Consider the following 23,272-nt stretch of genomic DNA (forward strand, 5'->3'; position numbering starts at 1 on the left):
AGCAAACATGCCACGCAGCCTGAAGAAGGGCCCGTTCGTGGACGACCACCTGCTCAAGAAGGTGGACGTGCTTAACGAGTCGGGCAAGAAGACCGTGATCAAGACCTGGTCCCGCCGGTCGACGATCATCCCGGACATGCTGGGCCACACCTTCGCGGTGCACGACGGCCGCAAGCACATCCCGGTGTTCGTCACCGAGTCGATGGTCGGGCACAAGCTGGGCGAATTCGCCCCGACCCGCACCTTCAAGGGCCACGTCAAGGACGACCGGAAGTCGCGCCGCCGCTGAGCGGGTCTGTGACACGAACGAGTAAGAGCAAGGGGTAGCAGGATGACAGCCCGTTCCGACGACACTGCCGCGGAGGAGACCCCGCGCGCAGTGGCGCGGGCCCGGTTCGTCCGCGTGTCGCCGATGAAGGCGCGGCGCGTGGTCGAGCTCATCAAGGGCCGGAGCGCCAGCGATGCCCTGGCCGTGCTTCAGTTCGCGCCGCAGACCGCCAGCGGTCCGGTGTCGAAGGTGCTCGCCAGTGCGATCGCCAACGCGGAGAACAACCTTTCTCTCGACCCCGAGACGCTGTGGGTGCACCACGCGTACGTGGACGAGGGGCCGACGTTGAAGCGGTTCCGGCCGCGCGCGCAGGGCCGTGCGTACCGGATCCGGAAGCGGACCAGCCACATCACGGTCGAGATCGAGTCCCGACCGAAGTCGGCGACCAAGTCCCGAAAGAGCCAGAAGGGGAGTGCCCGGTAGTGGGTCAGAAGATCAACCCGCACGGCTTCCGACTCGGCATCACCACGGACTGGAAGTCTCGCTGGTACGCCGACAAGCAGTACTCGGAGTACGTCGCGGAGGACGTCAAGATTCGCCGGCAGCTGTCTCGCGGCATGGAGCGCGCTGGGATCTCGAAGGTTGAGATCGAGCGCACCCGCGAGCGCGTGCGGGTGGACATTCACACCGCCCGGCCGGGCATCGTCATCGGCCGCCGCGGTGCCGAGGCGGACCGCATCCGCGGTTCGCTGGAGAAGCTGACCGGCAAGCAGGTTCAGCTCAACATCCTCGAGGTCAAGAATCCCGAGGCGGACGCTCAACTGGTCGCGCAGGGCGTGGCCGAGCAGCTGTCCAACCGCGTGTCCTTCCGGCGAGCGATGCGCAAGGCCATCCAGTCGGCCATGCGCTCGTCGCAGGTCAAGGGCATCCGGGTGCAGTGCTCGGGTCGCCTGGGCGGCGCGGAGATGTCCCGCTCGGAGTTCTACCGCGAGGGCCGGGTTCCGCTGCACACGCTGCGCGCGGACATCGACTACGGCTTCTTCGAGGCCCGCACCACCTTCGGCCGCATCGGCGTCAAGGTGTGGATCTACAAGGGCGAGCTGGTCGGTGGTCTGAAGCAGAAGCAAGAGCAGTCCGAGGTCCGTCCGCCGCGCGGTGGTGGCGACCGCGGCGACCGCGGTGAGCGCGGTGAGCGCGGTGGCCGTTCCGACCGCGGTGGTCGTCGCCGGGGTGCCGGTGGCGCGGACCGCGCTGCAGCTGACAAGTCCGCCAAGGCCGAGAAGGCCGCGGAGGGCGAGCAGCCGCAGGCTGCTGCTGCTGAAGAGAAGACGGAGGGCTGAGACGTGCTCGTCCCACGCAGGGTGAAGTGGCGCAAGAGCCACGCGCCGAAGCGTACGGGCTTCGCCAAGGGTGGCACCCGGATCAACTTCGGCGAGTACGGCATTCAGGCGATCGAGCACGGCTACGTGACCAACCGGCAGATCGAGTCGGCCCGTATCGCGATCACCCGGCACGTCAAGCGTGGCGGCAAGGTGTGGATCAACATCTTCCCGGACCGCCCGCTGACCAAGAAGCCGGCCGAAACCCGTCAGGGTTCCGGTAAGGGTTCGCCGGAGTCCTGGGTCGCCAACGTCAAGCCCGGACGCATCATGTTCGAGCTGACCTTCCCGAACGAGAAGACGGCGATCGAGGCGCTGACCCGTGCGGCGCACAAGCTCCCGATGAAGTGCAAGATCGTGTCCCGTGAGGGTGGTGACTTCTGATGGCAGCGGGTGTCACCGCATCCGAGCTCCGCGAGCTCAACGAGGAGGAGCTCGCCCAGCGGCTGAAGGAAGCGAAGGAGGAGCTGTTCAACCTCCGCTTCCAGATGGCCACGGGTCAGCTGCAGAACAACCGGCGGCTGCGCGTCGTCCGCCAGGACATCGCCCGGATCTACACCATCATGCGCGAGCGCGAATTGGGCCTGACGGTTTCCCCCGAAGGCGCTGAGGAGGGCGCGGCATGAGTGAGAAAGGACAGGGCGTGGAGCGCAACCGTCGCAAGGTGCGCGAGGGCTACGTCGTCTCGGACAAGATGGACAAGACGATCGTGGTCGCCCTCGAAGACCGCAAGAAGCACGCCCTCTACGGCAAGGTCATGCGGCAGACCAGCAAGGTCAAGGCGCACGACGAGGCCAACACGGCCGGTGTCGGCGACCGGGTGCTGCTGATGGAGACCCGACCGCTGTCGGCCACCAAGCGCTGGCGGCTCGTCGAGGTCGTCGAGAAGGCCAAGTAAACGAAGGTGCGCGGCCGGCCGACCGCTGTGGGGCACCCACACCCGAGCAACGCCGGGAATCCTCCCAGCGGTCGGCCGATTCGCGTGCCGGAAGTTGACCGCGCGCGTCAGGTCGGAAATTTGGCGCGCCAGAGTGTGCTCGGGCCAGGTCCGAGTACTTAGGGTCAGGAGTCAGACGTGATCCAGCAGGAGTCGCGACTGCGTGTCGCCGACAACACCGGGGCCAAGGAGATCCTCACGATCCGTGTCCTCGGTGGGTCGGGTCGGCGGTACGCGGGCCTCGGGGACATCATCGTGGCGACCGTCAAGGAAGCCATCCCCGGTGCCGGAGTCAAGAAGGGCGATGTGGTCAAGGCCGTCATCGTCCGCCAGAAGAAGGAAAAGCGTCGGGCGGATGGTTCCTACATCCGGTTCGACGAGAACGCCGCGGTGCTGGTCAAGCCCGGTGGCGAGCCGCGGGGCACCCGTATCTTCGGGCCGGTCGCCCGCGAGCTGCGCGACAAGAAGTTCATGAAGATCATCTCGCTCGCGCCGGAGGTTTTGTGATGAAAATGCACGGAACACGGCGCGAGACGGGGTTTGCCAACTTGAACACTGCTTTGTCCCCGGAGGTGTCGATCTGATGAAGATCAAGAAGGGCGACACGGTCGTCGTCATCTCCGGCAAGGACAAGGGCGCCAAGGGCAAGGTCATCAAGGCCATGCCGCAGGAGCAGCGCGTGCTGGTCGAGGGTGTCAACCGGATCAAGAAGCACACCAAGGTCTCCCGGACCGAGCGTGGCGCGCAGTCCGGCGGCATCGTCACCCAGGAAGCGTCGATCCACGTGAGTAACGTGATGGTCGTGGACTCCGATGGCAAGCCCACCCGGGTCGGCTACCGCATCGGTGAGGACGGCAAGAAGGTTCGCATCTCTCGTCGTAACGGTAAGGACATCTGATCATGACTACCGCTGAGAAGATCGTCCCGCGGCTGAAGACCCGTTACCGCGAGGAGATCCGCCAGGCGCTCAACGAGGAGTTCAACTACTCCAACGTGATGCAGACGCCCGGCGTGGTCAAGGTCGTGGTCAACATGGGTGTTGGCGACGCCGCTCGGGACAGCAAGCTGATCGAGGGAGCGGTCCGCGACCTGTCGATCATCACCGGTCAGAAGCCGGAGATCCGCAAGGCCCGCAAGTCCATCGCGCAGTTCAAGCTCCGCGAGGGCATGCCGATCGGTGCGCGGGTCACCCTGCGCGGCGACCGGATGTGGGAGTTCCTGGACCGCCTGGTCACCATCGCGCTGCCGCGAATCCGCGACTTCCGCGGGTTGTCGCCGAAGCAGTTCGACGGCAAGGGCAACTACACGTTCGGCCTCAACGAGCAGTCGATGTTCCACGAGATCAACCCGGACAACATCGACCGCCCGCGTGGCATGGACATCACCGTCGTTACCACGGCCACCAACAATGAGGAGGGCCGGGCGCTGCTGAAGCACCTGGGCTTCCCGTTCAAGGAGAACTGAGCGATGGCCAAGAAGGCGCTGGTTATCAAGGCGGCGCGCAAGCCGAAGTTCAACGTCCGCGGCTACACCCGCTGCCAGCGCTGCGGTCGGCCGCGTGCGGTGTTCCGCAAGTTCGGGCTGTGCCGGGTGTGCTTCCGCGAGATGGCGCACGCGGGCGAGCTGCCCGGCGTGAGCAAGTCCTCCTGGTGACTGCCCGCCTGCTGGGGTGATGCCGGCTCCCGGTACCCTCAGCAGGCGCTACCAGGGCTGATGCCCACGCTCCGCGGCGAACGCCGTGCTTGCACGCGAAATGACAAGGGACCCGGCTGCTCGGCCGGGAAACCCCGAACTTCGTCCAGGCCAGGGCCCAGACGACCACCCGGATCCCGGGCGGTGCGCGGTCGGGGCCCATCGGAACCAGACGAGAAAGGTTGAGCAGGTCATGACGATGACCGATCCGATCGCAGACATGCTGACGCGTCTGCGCAACGGAAACTCGGCATACCACGACGAGGTCGTGATGCCGCACTCCAAGCTGAAGGCGAACATCGCCGAGATCCTCAAGCGGGAGGGCTACGTGTTCGGCTCCCGCGTCGAAGAGGGCGAGAACTGCAAGCAACTCGTCGTCGAGCTCAAGTACGGCCCGAACCGCGAGCGGAGCATCGCGGGCCTGCGCCGGGTCTCGAAGCCCGGCCTGCGGGTCTACGCCAAGTCCACCAACCTTCCCAAGGTGCTGGGTGGCCTGGGCGTCGCGATCATCTCGACCTCCGGCGGTCTGCTGACCGACCGGCAGGCCATGAAGAAGGGCGTGGGCGGGGAAGTCCTCGCCTACGTCTGGTAAGGGAGGAGGAGCGGCAATGTCGCGCATCGGAAAGCTGCCGATCACCGTCCCCTCCGGCGTCGAGGTGACCATCGACGGCCCGGCGGTGAACGTGAAGGGCCCCAAGGGCAGCCTGCAGCACCAGGTCGCCGAGCCGATCGTCGTCGAGCGGGACGAGGACGGTTCGATCCTGGTGAAGCGCCCCAACGACGAGCGGGAAAGCCGTTCGCTGCACGGGCTCACCCGGACTCTGGTCAACAACATGGTGATCGGGGTCAGCCAGGGCTACCAGAAGGACCTGGAGATCCACGGCGTCGGTTACCGCGTGCTGCAGAAGGGGTCGAACCTGGAGTTCGCCCTTGGCTACAGCCACCCCATCGTGATCGAGCCGCCGGAAGGCATCCAGTTCGCCGTCGACGGTCCGACCAAGCTGTCGGTCAAGGGCATCGACAAGCAGTTGGTCGGCGAGATCGCGGCCAGGATTCGCAAGCTGCGCAAGCCCGACCCGTACAAGGGCAAGGGTGTCCGCTACGCAGGTGAGATCATCCGCCGTAAGGTCGGGAAGACGGGTAAGTGACCATGAGCGAGACGACAGCTACCAAGCGCAAGCCGGTGGGCAAGGACCTCTCGACCAAGCGTCGGCTTGCCCGCGCCAAGCGGCACACGCGCATCCGCAAGAAGATCGTCGGAACCGCCGAGCGCCCGCGTCTGGTCGTGACCCGGTCGCTGCGCAACATCGTCGCGCAGGTCATCGACGACACCAAGGGCCGCACCCTGGTCTCGGCTACCAGCCTGGAAACCGACGTCCAGGCCTTCGAAGGCGACAAGAAGGCCAAGGCCACCAAGGTCGGCGAGCTCGTTGCGGCCCGTGCCAAGGACGCTGGCATCGGCAAGGTCGTGTTCGACCGCGGCGGTAACGCCTACCACGGTCGGGTGGCCGCGCTGGCGGACGCCGCCCGTGACGGCGGACTGGAGTTCTGACAAGTGGGTAAGAACGAGAACGGAAGGGACGCCTGATGCCTGGACGCACTCGGCGTGAGGGCGGGGAGTCCGGCGGCAAGGACCGCCGGGACCGCCGCGACGGCGGCCGTGGCGGGGCGGCCCAAGAGAAGACCCCGCAGTTCGAACGCGTCGTGACCATCAACCGCGTCGCGAAGGTCGTCAAGGGTGGCCGGCGGTTCAGCTTCACCGCGCTGGTCGTCGTCGGCGACGGGGACGGCATGGTCGGTGTCGGTTACGGCAAGGCCAAGGAAGTTCCGGCGGCGATCGCCAAGGGCGTCGAGGAGGCGAAGAAGAACTTCTTCCGCGTCCCGCGCCTGGGCGGCACCATCACCCACCCGGTGCAGGGCGAGGACGCCGCGGGCGTCGTGCTGCTGCGTCCGGCCAGCGCCGGTACCGGTGTCATCGCCGGTGGCCCGGTTCGTGCGGTGCTGGAGTGCGCCGGTGTCCACGACGTGCTGAGCAAGTCGCTGGGCAGCGACAACCCGATCAACATCGTGCACGCCACGGTCGCCGCGCTGAAGCAGCTGCAGCGTCCGGAGGAGGTCGCGGCTCGTCGCGGCCTGCCCCTGGAGGACGTCGCCCCGGCGTTCATCCTGCGTGCCCGTGCGGCGCAGCAGGGGGCCTGATCGACATGGCACAGCTGAAGATCACCCAGGTTCGCGGGCTGGTCGGCACCAAGCAGAACCAGCGCGACACCATGCGCTCCCTCGGGCTGCGCAAGATCCGTCAGTCCGTGGTGCGTCCGGATGACTCCAACGTGCGCGGCATGATCAACGCCGTCCGTCACCTGGTGACGGTCGAGGAGGTCGACTGACATGGTCATCAAACTGCACGACCTGCGTCCGGCCCCCGGTGCCAAGCGCGACAAGGTCCGCGTCGGCCGCGGTGAGGGCTCCAAGGGCAAGACCGCCGGCCGCGGTACCAAGGGCACCAAGGCGCGCAAGAACGTCTCCCCCCGTTTCGAGGGTGGGCAGATGCCGATCCACATGCGGCTCCCGAAGCTGAAGGGCTTCAAGAACCGCTTCCGCACCGAGTACCAGGGTGTGAACATCGGTCGGCTGGCCCTGGCGTTCCCGGAAGGCGGCACCGTCGGCATCGACGAGCTGATCGCCAAGGGCCTGGTCAAGAAGAACGAGCTGGTCAAGATCCTCGGCGACGGGGATCTGGAGGGCATCAAGCTGGAGGTGACCGCGCACGCGTTCACCGGCAGCGCCCAGGAGAAGATCACCGCTGCGGGTGGTTCGGCCACAAAACTGGACCGCTGACAACGGTTTTCCAACCGAGGGCCGGGTGACGGGAAGTCGCCCGGCCCTCGGTCTTTTCCCGATTGGGTGAAGACTGGAGGGCGTCTTCGACCGATGCACTCGGTCGAAGGCGCACTCTATTCGCAACCGGATCGTTTCGGTGTACCTGGGAATTGGCGGTTACCTGTCGGCTGTGTGGTCCAATTTCCTTGGGCGCCAATCGGTTTCGTTTGTCCTGGGGGCAGAAGTATTTCGGTGTTCACGTTTTTCGGGGGACCTGTGGAATATTGTTCGCCGATGGCGGACGCTGTGATCAGCTGTGAGGCTTCGGTCGCCGTCCGTGGCTTCGTTCGGGCCTGCTAGAGTCGCCCCGGCAGTGCCGTAATGAACGGGTGCTGCGGAAATTGCCGCATCTTTCCCGGCCGGTTCCGACCGGCTCGCGTACAGGAGGTTCGCGTGCTCGGCGCCTTCCGCTCGGCTCTTGCGACGCCGGACCTGCGCCGCAAGATCCTGTTCACCCTGGGCATGGTCGTGCTCTACCGGCTCGGCGCCACGATCCCCTCTCCTGGGGTGTCGTACCCGAACATCCGGAAGTGCATCGAGCAGATCCAGGGCAGCGGTTCGCAGAGCGTGTACTCGCTGCTTAACCTCTTCAGCGGCGGTGCGCTGCTGCAGCTGTCGGTGTTGTCGCTGGGCATCATGCCCTACATCACCGCGAGCATCATCATCCAGCTGCTGCAGGTGGTCATCCCGCGCTTCGAGCAGCTGAAGAAGGAAGGCCAGTCCGGCCAGGCGAAGCTGACCCAATACACCCGGTACCTGACCATCGCGCTGGCGATCCTGCAGGGCACCGGCATCGTGGCGCTCGCGGTCCGCGGCCAGCTCTTCCAGGGCTGCTCGGTGTCAGTCATCCCGGACGACTCGGTGCTGAACCTGATCACCATCGTCGTCGTGATGACCGCCGGTGCCGCGGTGCTGATGTGGATGGGCGAGCTGATCACCGAGCGCGGCGTCGGCAACGGCATGTCGCTGCTGATCTTCGTCTCGATCGCCTCCCGGATTCCGGCCGAGGGTGGCGCGATCCTCACCTCGCACGGCGGGCTGGTGTTCACCGTGGTGTGCGCCTTCGCCATCGTGATCATCGCGACCGTGGTCTTCATCGAGCAGGCGCAGCGCCGGATCCCGGTGCAGTACGCCAAGCGCATGATCGGCCGCCGGATGTACGGCGGGACCTCCACCTACCTGCCGCTGAAGGTGAACCAGGCAGGTGTCATCCCGGTCATCTTCGGTTCCTCGCTGCTGTACCTGCCGCAGCTGCTCGGCCAACTGGCCGGCAACCAGGACACCTGGTGGGCGCGGTTCATCCAGACTTACATCGTGTCGCCGTCCAGCTGGGTGCACATCCTGCTGTACATGTCGTTGATCATCTTCTTCGCGTATTTCTACGTGTCGATCACATTCAACCCCGAAGAACGCGCCGACGACATGAAGAAGTTCGGCGGTTTCATCCCGGGCATCCGGCCTGGTCGACCGACCGCGGAATACCTGAGTTTCGTGCTCTCCCGGATCACCCTGCCGGGCTCGTTGTACCTGGGCATCATCGCGATCTTGCCGAACTTCTTCCTCGGAATCACCGGTGGTCAGGGCCAGAACCAGAACTTCCCGTTCGGCGGCACCGCGGTGCTGATCATGGTCAACGTCGGCCTGGACACCGTGAAGCAAATCGAGAGCCAGCTCACGCAACGCAGGTACGAGGGTTTCCTCCGGTAAGCTGGACGGTCCGGGCGCGCGATGGCGCACGCCCGAGGACTGCCGTTGCGGGTGGGCTGGCCTGGTGCGCGTGGCCCATGCGTAGGGTTGGAGCGGGGTTGCCCGGATGCAGGTAGGGCGCCCGTGCAGCTCGTCAGCAGTTGGCGCGCGATCAGATTGATTCGGAGGCAGACCCTTGGTGCGATTGGTTCTCGTCGGCCCGCCTGGTGCGGGCAAGGGCACCCAGGCGGCCGTGCTCAGCGAGCAGTTGGATGTCCCGCACATCTCCACCGGAGATCTGTTCCGCGCGAACATCGGCAACTCCACCCCGCTCGGCCAGAAGGCCAAGAGCTACATGGACGCTGGCGAGCTGGTCCCCGACGAGGTCACCAACGAGATGGTGCGTGACCGCCTCTCAGACGAGGACGCCGCCAAGGGCTTTTTGCTGGACGGCTACCCCCGCAACACGGCGCAGGCCGAGGTGCTGCGGGAGATGCTGAGCGAACACGGCGCGGAGCTGACTGCGGTGCTGCAGTTCGACGTGCCGGAGGAAGAGCTGGTCAAGCGGATGCTGGCCCGCGGGCGTTCGGATGACACCGAGGACGTCATCCGCCGCCGGCTGGCGGTGTACCGGTCGGAGACCGAGCCGCTGCTGGAGTACTACCGGGACCGGATCATCAAGATCGACGCCGTTGGCTCGATTGAGGAGATCACCGCCCGTGCGCTGGAAGCGCTGCGCAACCGCGAGTGAGCTGGTCGGCCGGTCGTCGCGGTGATCCGGCGGGGAACGCAGTCCGAGAAGGAATCCTGAAGGTGAGTGCCTTGTTGCGTCGGGGGAAGGGCATTGAGCTCAAGTCGCGAAGCGAGATCGAGGCGATGCGCGCTGCCGGTCTGGTCGTGGCCCGCGCGCTGGCCGCGGTGACTGAGCACGCGAAGCCGGGGGCGAGCACCGGGGAGCTGGACGCGGTCGCGGAGCAAGTGATCCGGGATGCTGGTGCGGTGCCTTCCTTCAAGGGCTACCACGGTTTCCCGGCGTCGATCTGCGCTTCGTTGAACGAGAAGGTGGTGCACGGGATCCCGTCCCGCACCGAGGTCCTAGCCGAGGGCGACCTGCTGTCGGTGGACTGCGGCGCGATCCTGGAGGGCTGGCACGGCGACTCCGCCGTGACGTTGGCGATCGGCGAGGTGAGCGCGAAGAACCGCGCCTTGTCGGCGGCGACCGAGGCCAGCATGTGGGCGGGCATCGAGCAGGTCCGGGCCGGGAACCGGCTGACCGACATCTCGCACGCGGTGGAGACCGCCGCGCGCTCGGCGGCGCAGGCCGATGGCGTGGAGTACGGGATCATCGCGGAGTACGGCGGTCACGGCATCGGCACCCAGATGCACATGGAGCCGTTCCTGCCGAACCTCGGCAAACCGGGGAGGGGCCCGCGGCTGCGGGTTGGCATGGCGATCGCGGTGGAGCCGATGCTGACGCTCGGTTCGGCGGAGACCGAGGAGCTCGACGACGCCTGGACCGTGGTGACGGAGGACGGCTCCCGCGCCGCGCACTGGGAGCACACGGTCGCGATCACCGAAGACGGCCCCTGGGTTCTCACCGCCGCCGAGGACTGACCAGTTCCCGATGCGATTTCAACGGAAATCGGATGTCTGATTTCAATGGAAATTGCGCCGGGTGGAGTCACTTCGGGCGGCGGCAGGCGTAGATGCGGGCCGGGGGGACGTTGCGCCAGATCGCGGTCCGCGGGAGCACTTCCTCGAAGGTGTCGTGCAGCGCCTCGACGAACTGCCGGGTGGGCGGTCGCCACAGGGTGGTCAGGTACGTCACCGTGGTGAACACCCCGTTCGGCGCCATCACCGAGGCAGCCTGCAGGAGCAGCTCGCGCTGCTTGTCGGGCGCCAGCAGGGTCCACGGGATGCTGCTGATGACCGCGTCGACCTGGTCGGCCCCGGCGTCGTCCAGCAGTTTGCGCAGGTGAGTGGCGTCGCCCTCGATTACTTCCAGCCACGGCTTGGTGTTGCGCAGGTAGCGGACCATCTCCGGGTCGATCTCCACGGCCAGGTGCCGCGCGCCCTCGGACAGCCGGCGCTGGATGGGGCCGCTGAGCGCGCCCGTGCCCGGGCCGAGCTCCAGCACGGTCGGGGTGCCGTAGCTGGGCACCACGTTGGCCACCGCGGCCGCGACGTGCCGGGAGGTCGGCAGCACGGCACCGACCCTCGATGGTCGGCGGGCCGCGCGGTTGAGGAACGTCCAGTACTCGCGCAGCTTCCTTCGCTTGCTCACGGCTACTCCTGCCAAATCGGCGAACGCGGCGACGGTAGCTGGTGCTTCCATCGCAGCGTGCAGCGGATCTGTGCAGGTCGCAGCACGTAGCGATGTGGTCTTCACGAGTTTGCGGCGCGTCCGCCTGGACTGGTGTGGGGTTGGTCATGAGCCAAGCCTGGTGCGCAAGTAACGGAGTGTGATTCGGGGTCACCCGAGCACGACCCCAGTTCCACTCTTGAGAGTTACGCGGCCTACCGCAGCGGGCGGCGGCAGATGTAGTGCAGGATCGGCGGGAGGTTGCGCCACGTGGTGTGGGTGAGGACCTCGTCGAACGTCTGCCCCAGCTGGGTGCGGAAGCGGCGTCCGCCCGGCGTCTGGTCGGCGGGCAGGTAGGTCAGCGCCGTGAACGCGCCCTGCGGGGCGAGCGCCTCGGAGGCCTGGCGCAGGATGAGGTTCTGCGCGTCGGACGCCAGCAGCGACCACGGGATGCTGCTGATGACCGCGTCCACCCGGCCGATGTTGTGCTTGTCCAGCAGCGCGAGCAGGTCGCTGGCGTCGCCGTGCACGATCTCCATCCACGGCTTGTGGGCGCGAAGGTGCTCGACCATGCCCTCGCCGAGCTCGATGCCGATGTGCCGGGATCCCTCGGGCAGCCTGCGGTGGATGCCGTTGCTCAACGAACCTGTGCCCGGGCCGAGTTCGACCACCACCGGGGCGCCGGTCGTCGGCACGACCTGGGCCACCGTGGCGGCTACCGAGGCGGAGGTCGGGGTCGCCGCGCCGACCATCTTCGGGTTGCGCACCGCAGTCTGGAAGAAGGTCCGGTACTCCTTCAGCTTGCTCGCCGCGTTCTGCCCGACGCTGCCGACCTTGCGGATCTGCGGCGCTGCGCTCCAGCCGCGTTGCTCCTGCTGAGGTGTCACGCTTCTCCTCGGTTCTCCCACGGTCCGGGCCCTCGACCCCGATGTCGAGCGTGTGATCGAAAGTAGTGAGATCCGAAGCGACCGCGCAAGCCGCCGCGAGGCGCGGTCGGGTACCGTCATGTGCGTCACCCCCACGTTGCACAGCGTGTCCGCAGCGCCTTGAGCTGCCCCGATGTGGAGTGCCCAAACGGTGGCGCGTACAGTGGAATATCGGCGCACTCGTAGCGCCGGTTCGTTGTGCCTGGTAATCCGCTCCGAGTTCCCGGATCGGGTAGTCCATCGGTGTTCCGGACCGGGCTGCAGTGTGCCCGTCGCGGGCGCCGGGGCATCCGGTGCAAGCGGCGGGACTTAGGTCCGCAAACCGTCACCGTCACGAAACGCGGAGGACATGGGCAAGAAAGACGGGGCCATTGAGGTCGAGGGTCGGGTGATCGAACCGCTCCCCAACGCGATGTTCCGTGTCGAGTTGGAGAACGGCCACAAGGTTCTCGCACACATCAGTGGCAAGATGCGTCAGCACTACATCCGCATCCTGCCCGAGGACCGGGTCGTGGTGGAGCTCTCGCCGTACGACCTTTCCCGTGGGCGCATCGTCTACCGCTACAAGTGACCTCCACGGTGTCCGGGCGACCGGACACGCGTCCGAGCAGGAGAGCACGACCGTGAAGGTCCAGCCGAGTGTTAAGCGAATCTGCGACAAGTGCCAGGTCATCCGCCGTCACGGGCGGGTGCTGGTGATCTGCGACAACGCCCGTCACAAGCAGCGTCAGGGCTGAGCGCAGCACAGCGTCGCAAGGATTGAGAAGGAACTCCCTCGACCTGTCGGCCTAACGCGGGCCGACTGACCCTCGGACCAGGCCGGGGCTCCGCACCAGTTGCGGGGGCGGCGAGGGAGCAGACCTGGAAGAACGAAGGAGAACCGGCCAGATGGCACGGGTCGTCGGCGTCGATCTCCCGCGCGAGAAGCGCATGGAGATCGCGCTAACCTACATCTACGGGATCGGCAAGACCCGGTCGAAGGAGATTCTCTCCGCGACCGGAATCTCGCCCGATGCCCGGCCGCGCGACCTCGATGACGAGCAGCTCACCAAGCTGCGCGACTTCATCGAGAGCAGCTACCGGGTCGAGGGTGACCTCCGTCGCGAGGTCCAGGCCGACATCCGCCGGAAGATCGAGATCGGCTGCTACGCGGGGCTTCGGCACCGCCGGCACCTGCCGGTTCACGGGCAGCGGACGAAGACCAACGCCCGTACCCGCAAGGGGCCGAAGAAGACGGTCGCCGGCAAGAAGAAGGCCGGGAAGAAGTAAGCCTCGCTAGGAGTCAGCTAAAGCCATGCCACCCAAGTCTCGCGCTGGTGCCGTCAAGAAGGTGCGGCGCAAGGAAAAGAAGAACGTCGCTCACGGCCAGGCGCACATCAAGAGCACGTTCAACAACACCATCGTTTCGATCACCGACCCGACCGGTGCGGTGATCAGCTGGGCCTCCGCCGGCCACGTCGGGTTCAAGGGCTCCCGCAAGTCCACCCCGTTCGCCGCGCAGATGGCCGCCGAGAACGCGGCCCGCAAGGCCGCCGAGCACGGCATGAAGAAGGTCGACGTCTTCGTAAAGGGTCCGGGTTCGGGCCGGGAGACTGCGATCCGCTCGCTGCAGGCCGCCGGTCTTGAGGTCGGCACCATCCAGGACGTCACCCCGCAGCCGCACAACGGCTGCCGCCCGCCGAAGCGTCGTCGGGTCTGAGCCGCGGGAAGGAGTAAACAGAGATGGCACGTTACACCGGTCCCGCGACCCGCAAGTCCCGCCGTCTGAAGGTTGACCTCGTCGGTGGTGACCAGGCGTTCGAGCGCCGTCCGTACCCCCCGGGGCAGCACGGCCGCGCGCGCATCAAGGAAACCGAGTACCTGCTGCAGCTCCAGGAGAAGCAGAAGGCGAAGTTCACCTACGGTGTGCTGGAGCGCCAGTTCCGCTCGTACTACGAGGACGCCAACCGGCGCCCCGGCAAGACGGGTGACAACCTGCTGCAGCTGCTGGAGTCCCGGCTCGACAACGTCGTGTACCGGGCCGGCCTGGCCCGGACCCGCCGCATGGCGCGGCAGCTGGTCAGCCACGGCCACTTCACGGTCAACGGCAAGAAGGTGAACGTCCCCAGCTTCCAGGTTTCGAAGTGGGACATCATCGACGTCAAGCCGAAGTCGGTGCCCACCACGCCGTTCATCATCGCCAAGGAGACCCTGGGCGACCGTCCGGTTCCGGCCTGGCTGCAGGTCGTGCCCTCGAGCCTGCGGATCCTGGTGCACCAGCGCCCGGAGCGCGCGCAGATCGACACTCCAGTCACCGAGCAGCTCATCGTCGAGCTCTACTCGAAGTGACGCGTCCCGCCGGCGGCCCCCTCGGGGTCCGGCCGTCGGCGGCTCGCAGCCAGCGGTGGCGGTGCAGGAATCCGCCACCGGCCCGCGCTTCGCGGGCAACGCCATTCCATCGGCGTCAAATAGCGGGCGTCGTGAGGAAAGGAAAACGAAGTGCTCATCTCCCAGCGACCCACACTGTCCGAAGAGGCGGTGTCGGAGACGCGCTCCCGGTTCGTCATCGAGCCGCTGGAGCCGGGCTTCGGCTACACCCTCGGTAACTCGCTGCGTCGTACCCTGCTCTCCTCGATCCCGGGTGCGGCGGTCACCAGCCTGCGCATTGATGGTGTGCTGCACGAGTTCACCACGATTCCGGGTGTGAAGGAAGACGTCACCGACGTCATCTTGAACATCAAGGAGCTGGTCGTCAGCTCCGAGGAAGACGAGCCGGTGACGATGTACCTGCGCAAGCAGGGTCCGGGTGAGGTCACCGCGGCCGACATCGTGCCGCCGGCGGGCGTCACGGTGCACAACCCCGATCTGCACATCGCCACCCTCAACGCGAAGGGCAAGCTGGAGATCGAGCTCGTCGTCGAGCGTGGTCGTGGCTATGTCCCCGCGATGCAGAACAAGCAGACCGGTGCAGAGATCGGCCGCATCCCGGTGGACTCGATCTATTCGCCGGTGCTGAAGGTGACCTACAAGGTCGAGGCGACTCGTGTCGAGCAGCGCACGGACTTCGACAAGCTGATCCTCGACGTGGAGAGCAAGCCGTCGATCACCCCGCGCGACGCGGTGGCTTCGGCGGGACGCACTCTCGTCGAACTGTTCGGGCTCGCCCGTGAGCTCAACATCGACGCCGAAGGCATCGAGATCGGCCCGTCGCCGGCGGAAGCCGACACCATCGCGGCCTACGCGATGCCGATCGAGGACCTCGACCTGACGGTGCGCTCCTACAACTGCCTCAAGCGGGAGGGCATCCACACCGTCGGCGAACTGGTCTCGCGCAGCGAGGCCGACCTGCTGGACATCCGCAACTTCGGTGCGAAGTCCATCGACGAGGTCAAGATGAAGCTGGCCGGCCTTGGGCTCGCGCTCAAGGACAGCCCGCCCGGATTCGACCCGTCGGCCGCGGCGGCCGAGTACCCGTCTGAAGGCTGGTCCTCCGAGGAGACCACCGTCGGCGCGGTTGGGCCCGTCGAGGACAACGGCTACGACGACGGTCAGGACTACGCGGAGACAGAGCAGCTGTAGCTGTGTTGCGCGTCCGGGGTACACCGGCGCGCCCTGAGAGGAGCAACCGATGCCCACCCCGACCAAGGGTCCGCGTCTCGGCGGGTCGCCGGCGCACGAGCGGCTCATCATGGCCAACCTGGCCACCTCGCTGTTCGAGCACGGCCGGATCACCACGACCGAGGCGAAGGCGAAGCGGCTGCGGCCGATCGCCGAGCGGCTCATCACCAAGGCCAAGAAGGGTGACCTGCACAACCGTCGCGAGGTCATGAAGACCATCCGCGACAAGGACGTCGTGCACAAGCTCTTCGCCGAGATCGGCCCGCACTTCGCGGAACGCAACGGCGGTTACACCCGCATTGTCAAGACGATGCCGCGCAAGGGTGACAACGCGAAGATGGCCGTCATCGCGCTGGTGACCGAGAGGCTTGTCACCACCGAGGCGGAGGCCGCTCGCGGCACGAAGTTCGCCAAGGACGAGCCGATGGCCGAGGAGCCCCCGAAGGCCGAAGCCGCCGAGGCTCCGGAGGCCAACGAAGCCAAGGCTGAGGCCACCGAGGCCGTCGAGGACACCGAGCCCAAGGCTGAGGCCACCGAGGCTGTCGCGGACACCGCTGCCGAGAAGAAGGACGAGTCCTGATTCCGGCACGTAGTGCTGCCGTGAACGAGCCCGCCGCTCCCGATGGGGACGGCGGGCTCGTTCGCGTGCGCCTCGACGTTTCCTACGATGGCACGGATTTTTGCGGGTGGGCGAAGCAGCCGGGTCTGCGCACCGTGCAGGGCCTGGTGGAGGACGCGCTGGCGAAGCAGCCGCCGGGGCGGTCAGTGCCGCGATCGGTGGTGGTCGCCGGGCGGACGGATTCCGGGGTGCACGCCACGGGGCAGGTCGTGCACTTCGACGTAGTGCCCCACGACCCGGCCGACGGTGGGCGGATTTCCGTTGACGCGCAGGGGGTTTTGGACGTGGGGCGGATGGTGCACCGGTGGAACCGGATCCTCCCGCCGGACGTGCGGGTGCTGGGGGCGCGGGTGGTGTCTTCGGCGTTCGACGCGCGGTTCTCGGCGCTGCGCCGACACTACCGGTACCAGGTGTCGGACGCGCCGTGGGGCGTGGATCCGCTGCGGCGCCGGGACACACTCGCCTGGAATCGGCCGCTGGACGTGGTGGCGCTCAACGCTGCGGCGCAGGAGTTGTTGGGGCTCAACGACTTCGCGGCGTACTGCAAGCCGCGGGAGGGCGCCACGACGGTGCGCGAACTCCAACGCTTCGAGTGGGAGCGGGTGGCGGAGCACCTGATCGTCGCGCACGTCAGCGCGGACGCGTTCTGCCACTCGATGGTCCGGAGCCTGGTGGGCACGCTCCTGATGGTCGGCGACGGGCGGAAAGCCCGGCCCTGGCCGGCGGAACTCCTCGAATCCACCAGCCGGACCACGGCGGTCGCCCCGGCCCACGGCCTGACCCTGACAGCCATCGACTACCCGGTGGACGAAGACCTCGAAGCCCGGGCCGCGCAAACCCGGGCGATGCGCACCCTCCTCTGACTGCTCGGAGCCGGATTTCCCGGCATCGCGGTGGTTTCCGGGTTGATCGCCGCGCGTCGTAGAGAGTTCTCGCTGAGTTGTTGCCGCGAATGCTAATAGTCGCACCAACGACAGTTGTCGATACCAGCGCAAAAAAGCCCCGACCGGTGGTGTCGGGGCTTTTCGCTATGGCGAGAAATCAGTCGCCGCGGCGGATAGGGCCGAGGATCTCCTTCTCCTTCTGGTTCGTCACCAGTCGAATCATCGTCCAGGTCATATTGCCGAGGGCGATCACCTGGTCGTCCTTGAGTTGGGTCAGCTGCTGGACCTGGTGGCCGCGGAGGCTCCAGATGCGCTGGGCGAGCTGCGCCTGGTTCAGCGGGAGGCGCTGCAACAGCACCAAGTCCGCCGTGTTCGCCGCCGTGCCGCTGCTGACCTGCGGGTGCAGATAAGGCAGCACGTACATGGTGGTCTGCCACGGCGCGCGCGGCGGGAACAGCTCCTGCGGCACAGCGCCACCGTCGTGGATCACCAGCAACGGGGTGTCCTCAGTGGACCTCGGGAGGTCGAACGGCGCCAACCGCCGGATCTGCGCCAGCGGCACCGGCTTCCCGTCCGGGGTCTGGCCGGCCGCGCGCTCCAGCATCTTCCACGCCGCCGGTCGACCGGTGGCGACGATCACCCAGGCGCCGGTGGCCATCGCGCGCAGCGCGAGCTGCCGGGCGAGGTACAGGCCGCCGACGGTGACCATGCGGGTCGGGTGCGGCCGCAGCATCGACGCGGCCTGCGCCTCGCCCTGCGGGTCGGAGCCGATGATCACACCGCCGCGGTCGCCGGACGGGCTGATGGCGTCCAGGGTTTCCGCGGTGACCAGGAATTCCGGTGCCGCGCCGCGGCTGCCCGGCACATCGATCGTTCTGCTTCGGCTCATGCCGCACCTCCCAGCGGCAGGGTCGCCGCGTAGCCGGCCAGTTGCGAGCCGCGCAGCGGAGTCAGGGTCAACCCCAGACGGTTGCTGATCGCCTTCAACCGCTCGTCGGCGGCATCCAGCTCGGTGGGCGTTCGGGCGCTGACCCGGACCAGGCCGCGCAGCCCGACCTCGCCTTCCTCACCGACCGGCGAGATGGACAGCGCGATGCTGGTGGACAGCGCGCGGATCCCGGTGAGCGCGTTGAGGCTGTCGTTCATCTGGTTCGGCCAACCGGTGATCGCGTAGCTGGAGTGTCCGACGCCACCAGCGGTCACGCCGTCCCACCGCTCCTTAAGGCCCACCGGCCGTTGCGAACCGAGCACGCCGTGCAATTCCGCCGAGGAGATCCCGGCCTGCAGCAGCTCGTCGGGGTCCAGCGGACGGGTCGGCACGCCCTGCCGCTCCAGCGCATTGCGGACTCGGGACAAGGCCCCGATGAGCGCCCGCTGCGCGCCGATGATGCCGCCGCCGCGCTCGCCGACGGCCTTGGCGCAGCGCTGCGGGTCGAGGCGGACCGCGATCCAGGTGGTGCGCCGGGCGGCCGCGGGCAGTCGGCCCAGGACTTCGAGGTAGGAGTTCAGCGCGGGCGAATTCGACGGCAGCGCCGCGCTTCCCGGGTAGCAGTGCCAGATGACCTGTACCGCGTCGAGCACCACACCGCGGTCTTCCAGACACGGAACCAGCACGCCCAGCGGCAGGTTCGGCGCGCTGTCGACCGGGTTCAGCAGCGACGGGGCCGGCTCGACCATCAGCACCGCGGTCCACTTGCCGTTGTGCCAGGACATTCCGACCGGGTTGCGGTCGTGGTCCTGGGTGCGGGCGATCACCAGGTCCTCGACGACCAGCCGCAGCAGCGCGACGCGGTGGTTCTCGTCCGGGCCGATGATGCCGTCGCCGTCCTTGTCCTCAGCTGGCTCCATCGCATCGACGTTGGCCGGGTGCGAAGCCCGGGTGTGGTTGCGGCCGCGGTATTCGAGCACCAGCCCGAACCACTGGGTGAACCACCGGCCGCGCCGCCGCAGCAGCGCGATGATGATCGCCAGCGCCGCCACACCGGCACCGACCGGCAGCAGCATGTTGTTGATCAGGGTAAGGATCAGGCCGATGGCGAGGCCGACCTCGATGAGCACGATATTGGCCGCAGGGATGCCGCCGAGCGTCACGCCGTTGATCCGCCGCCGACGCGCGCGAATTCGGGCGCGGGGCGGGTTGGCGGGCCCGGGAGCTTTCGGCTGGGCCGGATGTTGTGCGGTCACGGACATCCGTTCGGTCTCTCCCCCTCGCAGGTAAGTGCGGCACACGGCGCGCTGGGATGCGTTCTGGAGTCAGCCGCGCGTGAAGAGAATACTGACGGACTCGGTCGAACCGCACCCATTCGGTATATCTCTGCGACTATCCTGCGAAACCGTACCTCGGACGGGAGAGCTGTAGGCGAAGAATGGCATCAACACCCACAACGAAGTCACAGGTTCAGGCGTATCGGTTCGTGCTGCGCCGCATGGAGTCGGCGCTGGTGCGCAAAGACGCGGTGATGCTCCACGATCCGATGGGTTCGCACAAGCGGGCCACGGTCGCGGGTGCGGTGCTCGCCGCTGTCGGCATGATCGGGTTCCTGGTTTGGGGCCTTTTCGGTGGTAAGGGCAACGTCCCGGAGCCAGGTTCGATCGTCATCGCCCAGGAAACCGGCAACGTTTTCGTCGTAACTTCAGACCAGCAGGCCCAGAAGCGGCTCATTCCGATGCTGAACATGGCCTCGGCGAAGTTGCTGGTCATGGCGCAGGGCGGCGGCCAGGGCGGCGGCCCGGTGGAGCCGACCAGGGTGAAGCAGGCCGCTCTGGCGGACTTCCCGCGCGGTGCGCTCACCGGCATGGTCAACGCGCCGACCTTCCTGCCGGACGCCAAGAATCCCGCGGAGCCGTCCTGGGCGATCTGCGATGTCGGCCAGGTCCGGGACACCCTTAGCGATACCAAGGTGGAGGCCGCGACGAAGGTGGAAACGACGGTCATCGGCGGTGACGGCAACCACGGCACCGAGATTGCGCCGAACCAGTCGCTCTACGTCGAGGACCAGACCTCCAAGGAGGAATATCTCATCTACCGCGTGAAGGACCTGCCGGGTCGGCAGCACACGCACGCGGTGAAGTCGAAGATCAGCATGACGGAAACCACCGTCACGGACATCTTCCGTCTGCGGGGTGCCACGCCGCGGACGATCAGCACGAACATGCTGAACTCGATCCCGGAGGTCCCGGCGCTGAAGGCGCCCACCATCCCGGGTGATGGCCAGCAGTTGCAGAGCTACATGACCCGCTACAAGGTCGGCGATGTGGTCAAGCGCACCGTGCCGGGCCAGCCGGACCAGTACTTCCTGTTGCTGCAGAACGGGAAGCAGGAGATCAACGAGGGTGCTGCGGCGGTTTTGCACGCGTCGAAGACGAACAGCCAAGACATCCCGAACGCGACGGGTGCGGTCACCGACGCTCCGCAGGCCGACCCCACCGAGCAGATCAACCTCTCCAACTTCCCAATGGCGGTGCCCACGCCGGTCACCTTCCAGCAGTCCGACACTTCCTGCCTGAGCTGGAAGAACGTCAACGGTGACCAGAACATCACGGTGACCCTGCACAAGGGCTCGCCGACGGCCAAGGCGCCGGTCAAGTTGGCCCAGTTCGACGCTGCAGGCCCGAACGTGGACTACTTCTACATGCCGCCGGGCAAGGCGGCCGTGGTGCGCGGTGCCTCGAACGAGGCCGGTGCGGACAGCGGCCCGATCTTCCTGGTTTCCGACCAGGGCGTGCAGTACGGAATCAAGGACGTCGCGACCGCGCAGGGACTCGGCGTGATCGGTGGTGTCGGCGACATCAAGGCGGGGCCGTCGTGGCTGATGCGGACGTTGCCGAAGGGCGACTTCCTCGACCCGGCCAACGCGAGCCTGACCTACGACTCGGTCCCAGTCGGTCCGGGCGGGGTGAACCGCCCGCCGCAGAACCCGCAACAGCAGCAGCAAGCCGGAGCCGCCCAATCAGGTAGCTGACGTTTCCGGTTCCGCGAGCAGCCGAGAACGCTCGCGGAACCGGGAACCGAAATGGTCGGCTCGAACGTCCGAGGAACAAGCGATCCGCCCGCAGCCCACGGTGAGCTGCGGGCGGATCGTCTTAAGAGCGACCGAACGTGGGAGGTACCGGATGTCGGGGATCCGGATCGACGTCGAATGGCTGGCTAGCTGCGCGCGCGAGGTGCTTGCCGTCGGCGAGGAGATCACGGCCGCGCAGCCGGCGCTGACGGCCGCGGAACTCGCGCCGGAAGCCTTCGGCGCGCTAGGCCGCGAGTCCGGTGCAGCCGAGGCCTACCAGCGCCTGTGCGCGCTGCTGCTGGACCAAAACCGCCGTGCCGGGGAAACCTTGACCCGAGCCGGGGACGAGCTGCGCGAGGTCGTGGACTTCCACACCGGAGGCGACGACGACAGCGCCGTCGAAATGCGGAAGCAGGAGGCATGAGCATGGCGCGCAACAGCTCCGAGGTAGCCGAGCACCTCGACTACCTGTCCCGCATCGCCGACGAACTGGAGGTCGCGAACTCGATCCCCGCGGATCTCGCCGACCTGGTCGGCCGCCACGAGGAACTTCGCGAGGCGGCCAGGGTTTGGCGCGAGGGCGCGGAGAAGGTGGAGAACGCCGCGGAGAACGTGCAGGGCAGGCTCGGCGGGCTCGATTCGGCCTGGCAGGGCCAGGACGCCGACGCGTTCCTCGAGCACGTCCAGGAGGTCGGCCTGGCGGGTAACGACCTGGTCGACACGATGCGCGCGCTGGCGGATGTGCTGGACCACACGGTGGAAGCCCTGCAGGCGCAGCTGGAGGACCTGGACGGGCTGGTCGCGGAAGCGGCGGATTCGGTGTCCGCGGCGCTGCTGACCCCCGAAGAAGGAGCGAAGCGGGCGCGCAAGCACCTAGCAGAACTGGCGCAACCCGCGACCGAGCTGGCCGAGTCCATTTCGGACACTTATCGCGCGTTCGCGCGGTTCTGCGACGACGTGGAGGCGGGCCGGTCGGCGGGGGCGGTGCAGTTCGACAACCGGATGCCCGCCCAGGCATGGGACTTCAACGGCCCGGCCCCCGCACAACCCGCAGCGCCCGCTGAACCGGCGGGAGCTGAACCGGCGGCTGCGGCTGCGGCTGCTGGTGGCGGTGGTGCGGGCGATGCTGCCGCTGTCGGCGGTGGAGATGCCGCTGCGGCGGGGGTATCCGACGTGCCCGGCGGAGGCGCGGAGCAGAACCTCTCCCCGGGCGACACCACGCGGGCCGGAGAACCTTCGGCAGTGCCACCCGCAGCCGCTGCTGCTGGTGGCGCGGTCGCCGGTGCGGCGGGCGGTGTTGCCGCCGGCGGCATGATGGGCGGCATGATGCCGATGGGCATGATGGGCGGCGCGCAGGGTGCCGGCCAGGAGCGGAAGAACCAGTCCCGGCTGAAGAGCAAGCCGGAGGAGCTGTTCGGTACGCCGCCAGACGCGGCCCCGGCGGTCCTCGGGGAGTCGGTGCGAGACCGCGACCAGAACCAGGAACGGTCGGCCGCGACGACCCCGCAGTCGAGGCGGAGGCTAGGCGTCCCATCGATCATCGAGCCACCTACCCCACGCCCCTCGATCGCAGACGCCCTTCACCCCAAGCAGACGGTGGAAGACCCCCCAAAGCCCAAGCCCACCACGGCATCGGTGGGCGACGCCCCGCCGCCGAAGCGTCGAACCTAGGCCTCACGCCCTCAAGATCCGCACGTGAAGGGGTCGGCGTCCCCGGTCAACCGGGCACGCACCAACGCCACCATCTTGGGGCAGCTCCAGCAGCGCAATCGCATCTGGGTGACCAACGCAGGGTGACCAGCGACAGGGTGGCCAACGCAGGGTGCTCGGTGGCAGGTACGCGCCCATGTGCGGGCTGAGTCCAATAGTTGCTGGTGGCATGTCGACTACTTCGGGCGCATCGCGTACGTGGCGGCGCCTTGCCTGCGTGTCGGGTAGTGCTGCGTTGTGCGAGCGGAGAAGTCCGGTGCATCCACCGGATTCCCCTCTTCCGGCCGCTAACTCTGCTGACTCCGACGCGGCCAAGGACAATTCCAAGCAGATCAGCGACGTGGAGAACTTCCTGACCAAACAGGTCGACCTGCTGATGATCTCGCCGAAC

34 protein-coding genes are annotated in these 23,272 nt (G+C 67.3%); 30 read left to right on the plus strand and 4 right to left on the minus strand.

Features of this window, described 5'->3' with window-relative positions:
* Positions 1-7 precede the first annotated feature (7 nt).
* From rpsS to map, 19 genes are all read left to right on the plus strand, one after another.
* Entirely contained in the window at positions 8-289 is a 282-nt protein-coding gene (rpsS, locus tag ACWDKQ_RS03675) for a 30S ribosomal protein S19 (RefSeq protein WP_093265642.1), read from the plus strand.
* A 42-nt stretch (positions 290-331) separates the two neighbouring features.
* Positions 332-751 carry a 50S ribosomal protein L22 gene (rplV, locus tag ACWDKQ_RS03680; protein WP_450137207.1) on the plus strand — a complete coding sequence of 140 codons (420 nt, stop codon included), beginning with the start codon at positions 332-334 and terminating at the stop codon, positions 749-751.
* Positions 751-1,608 carry a 30S ribosomal protein S3 gene (rpsC, locus tag ACWDKQ_RS03685; protein ID WP_450137208.1) on the plus strand — a complete coding sequence of 286 codons (858 nt, stop codon included), beginning with the start codon at positions 751-753 and terminating at the stop codon, positions 1,606-1,608. The genes rplV and rpsC overlap by 1 nt, the downstream gene beginning before the upstream one ends.
* Before the next feature lie 3 nt (positions 1,609-1,611).
* Complete coding sequence (rplP, locus tag ACWDKQ_RS03690; protein WP_010315411.1) at positions 1,612-2,031, plus strand: 50S ribosomal protein L16; 420 nt, start codon at positions 1,612-1,614, stop codon at positions 2,029-2,031.
* On the plus strand, positions 2,031-2,273 hold the full coding sequence (gene rpmC, locus ACWDKQ_RS03695; RefSeq protein WP_168585501.1) for a 50S ribosomal protein L29: 243 nt from the start codon (positions 2,031-2,033) through the stop codon (positions 2,271-2,273). Before rplP ends, rpmC begins: the two co-directional genes overlap by 1 nt.
* Complete coding sequence (rpsQ, locus tag ACWDKQ_RS03700) at positions 2,270-2,545, plus strand: 30S ribosomal protein S17 (protein WP_450137209.1); 276 nt, start codon at positions 2,270-2,272, stop codon at positions 2,543-2,545. The genes rpmC and rpsQ overlap by 4 nt, the downstream gene beginning before the upstream one ends.
* Before the next feature lie 177 nt (positions 2,546-2,722).
* Entirely contained in the window at positions 2,723-3,091 is a 369-nt protein-coding gene (gene rplN, locus ACWDKQ_RS03705; protein ID WP_010315405.1) for a 50S ribosomal protein L14, read from the plus strand.
* Positions 3,092-3,167: 76 nt separating this feature from the next.
* Entirely contained in the window at positions 3,168-3,482 is a 315-nt protein-coding gene (gene rplX / locus ACWDKQ_RS03710) for a 50S ribosomal protein L24 (protein ID WP_010315402.1), read from the plus strand.
* Positions 3,483-3,484: 2 nt separating this feature from the next.
* Complete coding sequence (gene rplE / locus ACWDKQ_RS03715; protein WP_010315400.1) at positions 3,485-4,048, plus strand: 50S ribosomal protein L5; 564 nt, start codon at positions 3,485-3,487, stop codon at positions 4,046-4,048.
* Between the two features lie 3 nt (positions 4,049-4,051).
* Positions 4,052-4,237, plus strand: coding sequence for a type Z 30S ribosomal protein S14 (locus ACWDKQ_RS03720; protein ID WP_010315398.1), 186 nt, complete (start codon positions 4,052-4,054; stop codon positions 4,235-4,237).
* 232 nt (positions 4,238-4,469) lie between these two features.
* The gene (gene rpsH, locus ACWDKQ_RS03725; protein ID WP_450137210.1) at positions 4,470-4,868 is read left to right on the plus strand and encodes a 30S ribosomal protein S8; all 399 of its coding nucleotides are present in this window, start codon (positions 4,470-4,472) and stop codon (positions 4,866-4,868) included.
* A gap of 16 nt (positions 4,869-4,884) precedes the next feature.
* Entirely contained in the window at positions 4,885-5,424 is a 540-nt protein-coding gene (gene rplF, locus ACWDKQ_RS03730; RefSeq protein WP_010315394.1) for a 50S ribosomal protein L6, read from the plus strand.
* Positions 5,425-5,426: 2 nt separating this feature from the next.
* A complete protein-coding gene (gene rplR / locus ACWDKQ_RS03735; protein ID WP_450137211.1) occupies positions 5,427-5,828 on the plus strand; it encodes a 50S ribosomal protein L18 in 402 nt (133 codons plus the stop codon).
* Positions 5,829-5,863: 35 nt separating this feature from the next.
* Complete coding sequence (gene rpsE, locus ACWDKQ_RS03740) at positions 5,864-6,475, plus strand: 30S ribosomal protein S5 (protein ID WP_010315389.1); 612 nt, start codon at positions 5,864-5,866, stop codon at positions 6,473-6,475.
* A gap of 5 nt (positions 6,476-6,480) precedes the next feature.
* Positions 6,481-6,663: a 50S ribosomal protein L30 gene (rpmD, locus tag ACWDKQ_RS03745; RefSeq protein WP_010315387.1), complete on the plus strand. Its 183-nt coding sequence runs from the start codon at positions 6,481-6,483 to the stop codon at positions 6,661-6,663.
* A 1-nt stretch (position 6,664) separates the two neighbouring features.
* Complete coding sequence (gene rplO, locus ACWDKQ_RS03750; RefSeq protein ID WP_450137212.1) at positions 6,665-7,114, plus strand: 50S ribosomal protein L15; 450 nt, start codon at positions 6,665-6,667, stop codon at positions 7,112-7,114.
* Between the two features lie 435 nt (positions 7,115-7,549).
* Positions 7,550-8,863, plus strand: coding sequence for a preprotein translocase subunit SecY (gene secY, locus ACWDKQ_RS03755; RefSeq protein ID WP_450137213.1), 1,314 nt, complete (start codon positions 7,550-7,552; stop codon positions 8,861-8,863).
* 175 nt (positions 8,864-9,038) lie between these two features.
* Positions 9,039-9,593 carry an adenylate kinase gene (locus tag ACWDKQ_RS03760; RefSeq protein ID WP_450137214.1) on the plus strand — a complete coding sequence of 185 codons (555 nt, stop codon included), beginning with the start codon at positions 9,039-9,041 and terminating at the stop codon, positions 9,591-9,593.
* Positions 9,594-9,664: 71 nt separating this feature from the next.
* Positions 9,665-10,456 (plus strand): type I methionyl aminopeptidase, encoded by a 792-nt coding sequence (gene map, locus ACWDKQ_RS03765; RefSeq protein WP_450137226.1) that lies wholly within the window; start codon positions 9,665-9,667, stop codon positions 10,454-10,456.
* A gap of 67 nt (positions 10,457-10,523) precedes the next feature.
* On the opposite strand, the gene ACWDKQ_RS03770 is transcribed toward map, so the two are convergent.
* Together ACWDKQ_RS03770 and ACWDKQ_RS03775 are read right to left on the minus strand one after the other, a co-directional pair.
* The gene (locus ACWDKQ_RS03770; protein ID WP_450137215.1) at positions 10,524-11,126 is read right to left on the minus strand and encodes a class I SAM-dependent methyltransferase; all 603 of its coding nucleotides are present in this window, start codon (positions 11,124-11,126) and stop codon (positions 10,524-10,526) included.
* 233 nt (positions 11,127-11,359) lie between these two features.
* Positions 11,360-12,031, minus strand: a complete 672-nt coding sequence (locus ACWDKQ_RS03775; protein ID WP_450137216.1) for a class I SAM-dependent methyltransferase — start codon at positions 12,029-12,031, stop codon at positions 11,360-11,362.
* Positions 12,032-12,419: 388 nt separating this feature from the next.
* Here ACWDKQ_RS03775 and infA point away from each other — a divergent pair, with 388 nt between their 5' ends.
* The 8 genes from infA to truA all read left to right on the plus strand — a co-directional run bounded on the left by infA (position 12,420) and on the right by truA (position 17,149).
* Positions 12,420-12,641: a translation initiation factor IF-1 gene (infA, locus tag ACWDKQ_RS03780; RefSeq protein WP_009948665.1), complete on the plus strand. Its 222-nt coding sequence runs from the start codon at positions 12,420-12,422 to the stop codon at positions 12,639-12,641.
* A 52-nt stretch (positions 12,642-12,693) separates the two neighbouring features.
* Positions 12,694-12,807 (plus strand): 50S ribosomal protein L36, encoded by a 114-nt coding sequence (rpmJ, locus tag ACWDKQ_RS03785; RefSeq protein ID WP_010315372.1) that lies wholly within the window; start codon positions 12,694-12,696, stop codon positions 12,805-12,807.
* Between the two features lie 151 nt (positions 12,808-12,958).
* Positions 12,959-13,339: a 30S ribosomal protein S13 gene (gene rpsM / locus ACWDKQ_RS03790; protein ID WP_010315370.1), complete on the plus strand. Its 381-nt coding sequence runs from the start codon at positions 12,959-12,961 to the stop codon at positions 13,337-13,339.
* A gap of 25 nt (positions 13,340-13,364) precedes the next feature.
* Positions 13,365-13,769, plus strand: coding sequence for a 30S ribosomal protein S11 (gene rpsK, locus ACWDKQ_RS03795; RefSeq protein WP_009948668.1), 405 nt, complete (start codon positions 13,365-13,367; stop codon positions 13,767-13,769).
* Positions 13,770-13,792: 23 nt separating this feature from the next.
* The gene (gene rpsD, locus ACWDKQ_RS03800) at positions 13,793-14,398 is read left to right on the plus strand and encodes a 30S ribosomal protein S4 (protein ID WP_450137217.1); all 606 of its coding nucleotides are present in this window, start codon (positions 13,793-13,795) and stop codon (positions 14,396-14,398) included.
* A 150-nt stretch (positions 14,399-14,548) separates the two neighbouring features.
* On the plus strand, positions 14,549-15,628 hold the full coding sequence (locus ACWDKQ_RS03805) for a DNA-directed RNA polymerase subunit alpha (RefSeq protein ID WP_132493021.1): 1,080 nt from the start codon (positions 14,549-14,551) through the stop codon (positions 15,626-15,628).
* Positions 15,629-15,677: 49 nt separating this feature from the next.
* Complete coding sequence (gene rplQ, locus ACWDKQ_RS03810; protein ID WP_450137218.1) at positions 15,678-16,247, plus strand: 50S ribosomal protein L17; 570 nt, start codon at positions 15,678-15,680, stop codon at positions 16,245-16,247.
* 20 nt (positions 16,248-16,267) lie between these two features.
* Entirely contained in the window at positions 16,268-17,149 is an 882-nt protein-coding gene (gene truA, locus ACWDKQ_RS03815; protein ID WP_450137219.1) for a tRNA pseudouridine(38-40) synthase TruA, read from the plus strand.
* A gap of 178 nt (positions 17,150-17,327) precedes the next feature.
* Here truA and ACWDKQ_RS03820 read toward each other — a convergent pair whose 3' ends face one another.
* Together ACWDKQ_RS03820 and eccE are read right to left on the minus strand one after the other, a co-directional pair.
* Entirely contained in the window at positions 17,328-18,059 is a 732-nt protein-coding gene (locus tag ACWDKQ_RS03820) for a hypothetical protein (protein WP_010315349.1), read from the minus strand.
* Positions 18,056-19,360, minus strand: a complete 1,305-nt coding sequence (eccE, locus tag ACWDKQ_RS03825; protein ID WP_450137220.1) for a type VII secretion protein EccE — start codon at positions 19,358-19,360, stop codon at positions 18,056-18,058. The genes ACWDKQ_RS03820 and eccE overlap by 4 nt, the downstream gene beginning before the upstream one ends.
* 176 nt (positions 19,361-19,536) lie before the next feature.
* Here eccE and eccB point away from each other — a divergent pair, with 176 nt between their 5' ends.
* The 3 genes from eccB (at position 19,537) to ACWDKQ_RS03840 (ending at position 22,842) form a co-directional block, all read left to right on the plus strand.
* Positions 19,537-21,132, plus strand: a complete 1,596-nt coding sequence (eccB, locus tag ACWDKQ_RS03830; protein ID WP_450137221.1) for a type VII secretion protein EccB — start codon at positions 19,537-19,539, stop codon at positions 21,130-21,132.
* Positions 21,133-21,283: 151 nt separating this feature from the next.
* Complete coding sequence (locus ACWDKQ_RS03835) at positions 21,284-21,595, plus strand: hypothetical protein (protein WP_450137222.1); 312 nt, start codon at positions 21,284-21,286, stop codon at positions 21,593-21,595.
* The gene (locus ACWDKQ_RS03840) at positions 21,592-22,842 is read left to right on the plus strand and encodes a WXG100 family type VII secretion target (RefSeq protein ID WP_450137223.1); all 1,251 of its coding nucleotides are present in this window, start codon (positions 21,592-21,594) and stop codon (positions 22,840-22,842) included. The genes ACWDKQ_RS03835 and ACWDKQ_RS03840 overlap by 4 nt, the downstream gene beginning before the upstream one ends.
* Positions 22,843-23,272: the final 430 nt, after the last annotated feature.

Source organism: Saccharopolyspora sp. NPDC000995, assembly GCF_053599315.1.

What these genes read in the sequence shown, in the direction of transcription:
- rpsS (WP_093265642.1), top strand. Translation starts at nt 8, where the DNA reads ATGCCACGCAGCCTGAAGAAGGGCCCGTTCGTGGACGACCACCTGCTC.
- rplV (WP_450137207.1), top strand. Translation starts at nt 332, where the DNA reads ATGACAGCCCGTTCCGACGACACTGCCGCGGAGGAGACCCCGCGCGCA.
- rpmC (WP_168585501.1), top strand. Translation starts at nt 2,031, where the DNA reads ATGGCAGCGGGTGTCACCGCATCCGAGCTCCGCGAGCTCAACGAGGAG.
- rpsQ (WP_450137209.1), top strand. Translation starts at nt 2,270, where the DNA reads ATGAGTGAGAAAGGACAGGGCGTGGAGCGCAACCGTCGCAAGGTGCGC.
- rplX (WP_010315402.1), top strand. Translation starts at nt 3,168, where the DNA reads ATGAAGATCAAGAAGGGCGACACGGTCGTCGTCATCTCCGGCAAGGAC.
- rplE (WP_010315400.1), top strand. Translation starts at nt 3,485, where the DNA reads ATGACTACCGCTGAGAAGATCGTCCCGCGGCTGAAGACCCGTTACCGC.
- ACWDKQ_RS03720 (WP_010315398.1), top strand. Translation starts at nt 4,052, where the DNA reads ATGGCCAAGAAGGCGCTGGTTATCAAGGCGGCGCGCAAGCCGAAGTTC.
- rpsH (WP_450137210.1), top strand. Translation starts at nt 4,470, where the DNA reads ATGACGATGACCGATCCGATCGCAGACATGCTGACGCGTCTGCGCAAC.
- rplF (WP_010315394.1), top strand. Translation starts at nt 4,885, where the DNA reads ATGTCGCGCATCGGAAAGCTGCCGATCACCGTCCCCTCCGGCGTCGAG.
- rplR (WP_450137211.1), top strand. Translation starts at nt 5,427, where the DNA reads ATGAGCGAGACGACAGCTACCAAGCGCAAGCCGGTGGGCAAGGACCTC.
- rpsE (WP_010315389.1), top strand. Translation starts at nt 5,864, where the DNA reads ATGCCTGGACGCACTCGGCGTGAGGGCGGGGAGTCCGGCGGCAAGGAC.
- rpmD (WP_010315387.1), top strand. Translation starts at nt 6,481, where the DNA reads ATGGCACAGCTGAAGATCACCCAGGTTCGCGGGCTGGTCGGCACCAAG.
- rplO (WP_450137212.1), top strand. Translation starts at nt 6,665, where the DNA reads ATGGTCATCAAACTGCACGACCTGCGTCCGGCCCCCGGTGCCAAGCGC.
- infA (WP_009948665.1), top strand. Translation starts at nt 12,420, where the DNA reads ATGGGCAAGAAAGACGGGGCCATTGAGGTCGAGGGTCGGGTGATCGAA.
- rpsM (WP_010315370.1), top strand. Translation starts at nt 12,959, where the DNA reads ATGGCACGGGTCGTCGGCGTCGATCTCCCGCGCGAGAAGCGCATGGAG.
- rpsK (WP_009948668.1), top strand. Translation starts at nt 13,365, where the DNA reads ATGCCACCCAAGTCTCGCGCTGGTGCCGTCAAGAAGGTGCGGCGCAAG.
- rpsD (WP_450137217.1), top strand. Translation starts at nt 13,793, where the DNA reads ATGGCACGTTACACCGGTCCCGCGACCCGCAAGTCCCGCCGTCTGAAG.
- rplQ (WP_450137218.1), top strand. Translation starts at nt 15,678, where the DNA reads ATGCCCACCCCGACCAAGGGTCCGCGTCTCGGCGGGTCGCCGGCGCAC.
- ACWDKQ_RS03820 (WP_010315349.1), bottom strand. Translation starts at nt 18,059, where the DNA reads ATGAGCCGAAGCAGAACGATCGATGTGCCGGGCAGCCGCGGCGCGGCA.
- eccE (WP_450137220.1), bottom strand. Translation starts at nt 19,360, where the DNA reads ATGTCCGTGACCGCACAACATCCGGCCCAGCCGAAAGCTCCCGGGCCC.
- eccB (WP_450137221.1), top strand. Translation starts at nt 19,537, where the DNA reads ATGGCATCAACACCCACAACGAAGTCACAGGTTCAGGCGTATCGGTTC.
- ACWDKQ_RS03835 (WP_450137222.1), top strand. Translation starts at nt 21,284, where the DNA reads ATGTCGGGGATCCGGATCGACGTCGAATGGCTGGCTAGCTGCGCGCGC.
- ACWDKQ_RS03840 (WP_450137223.1), top strand. Translation starts at nt 21,592, where the DNA reads ATGAGCATGGCGCGCAACAGCTCCGAGGTAGCCGAGCACCTCGACTAC.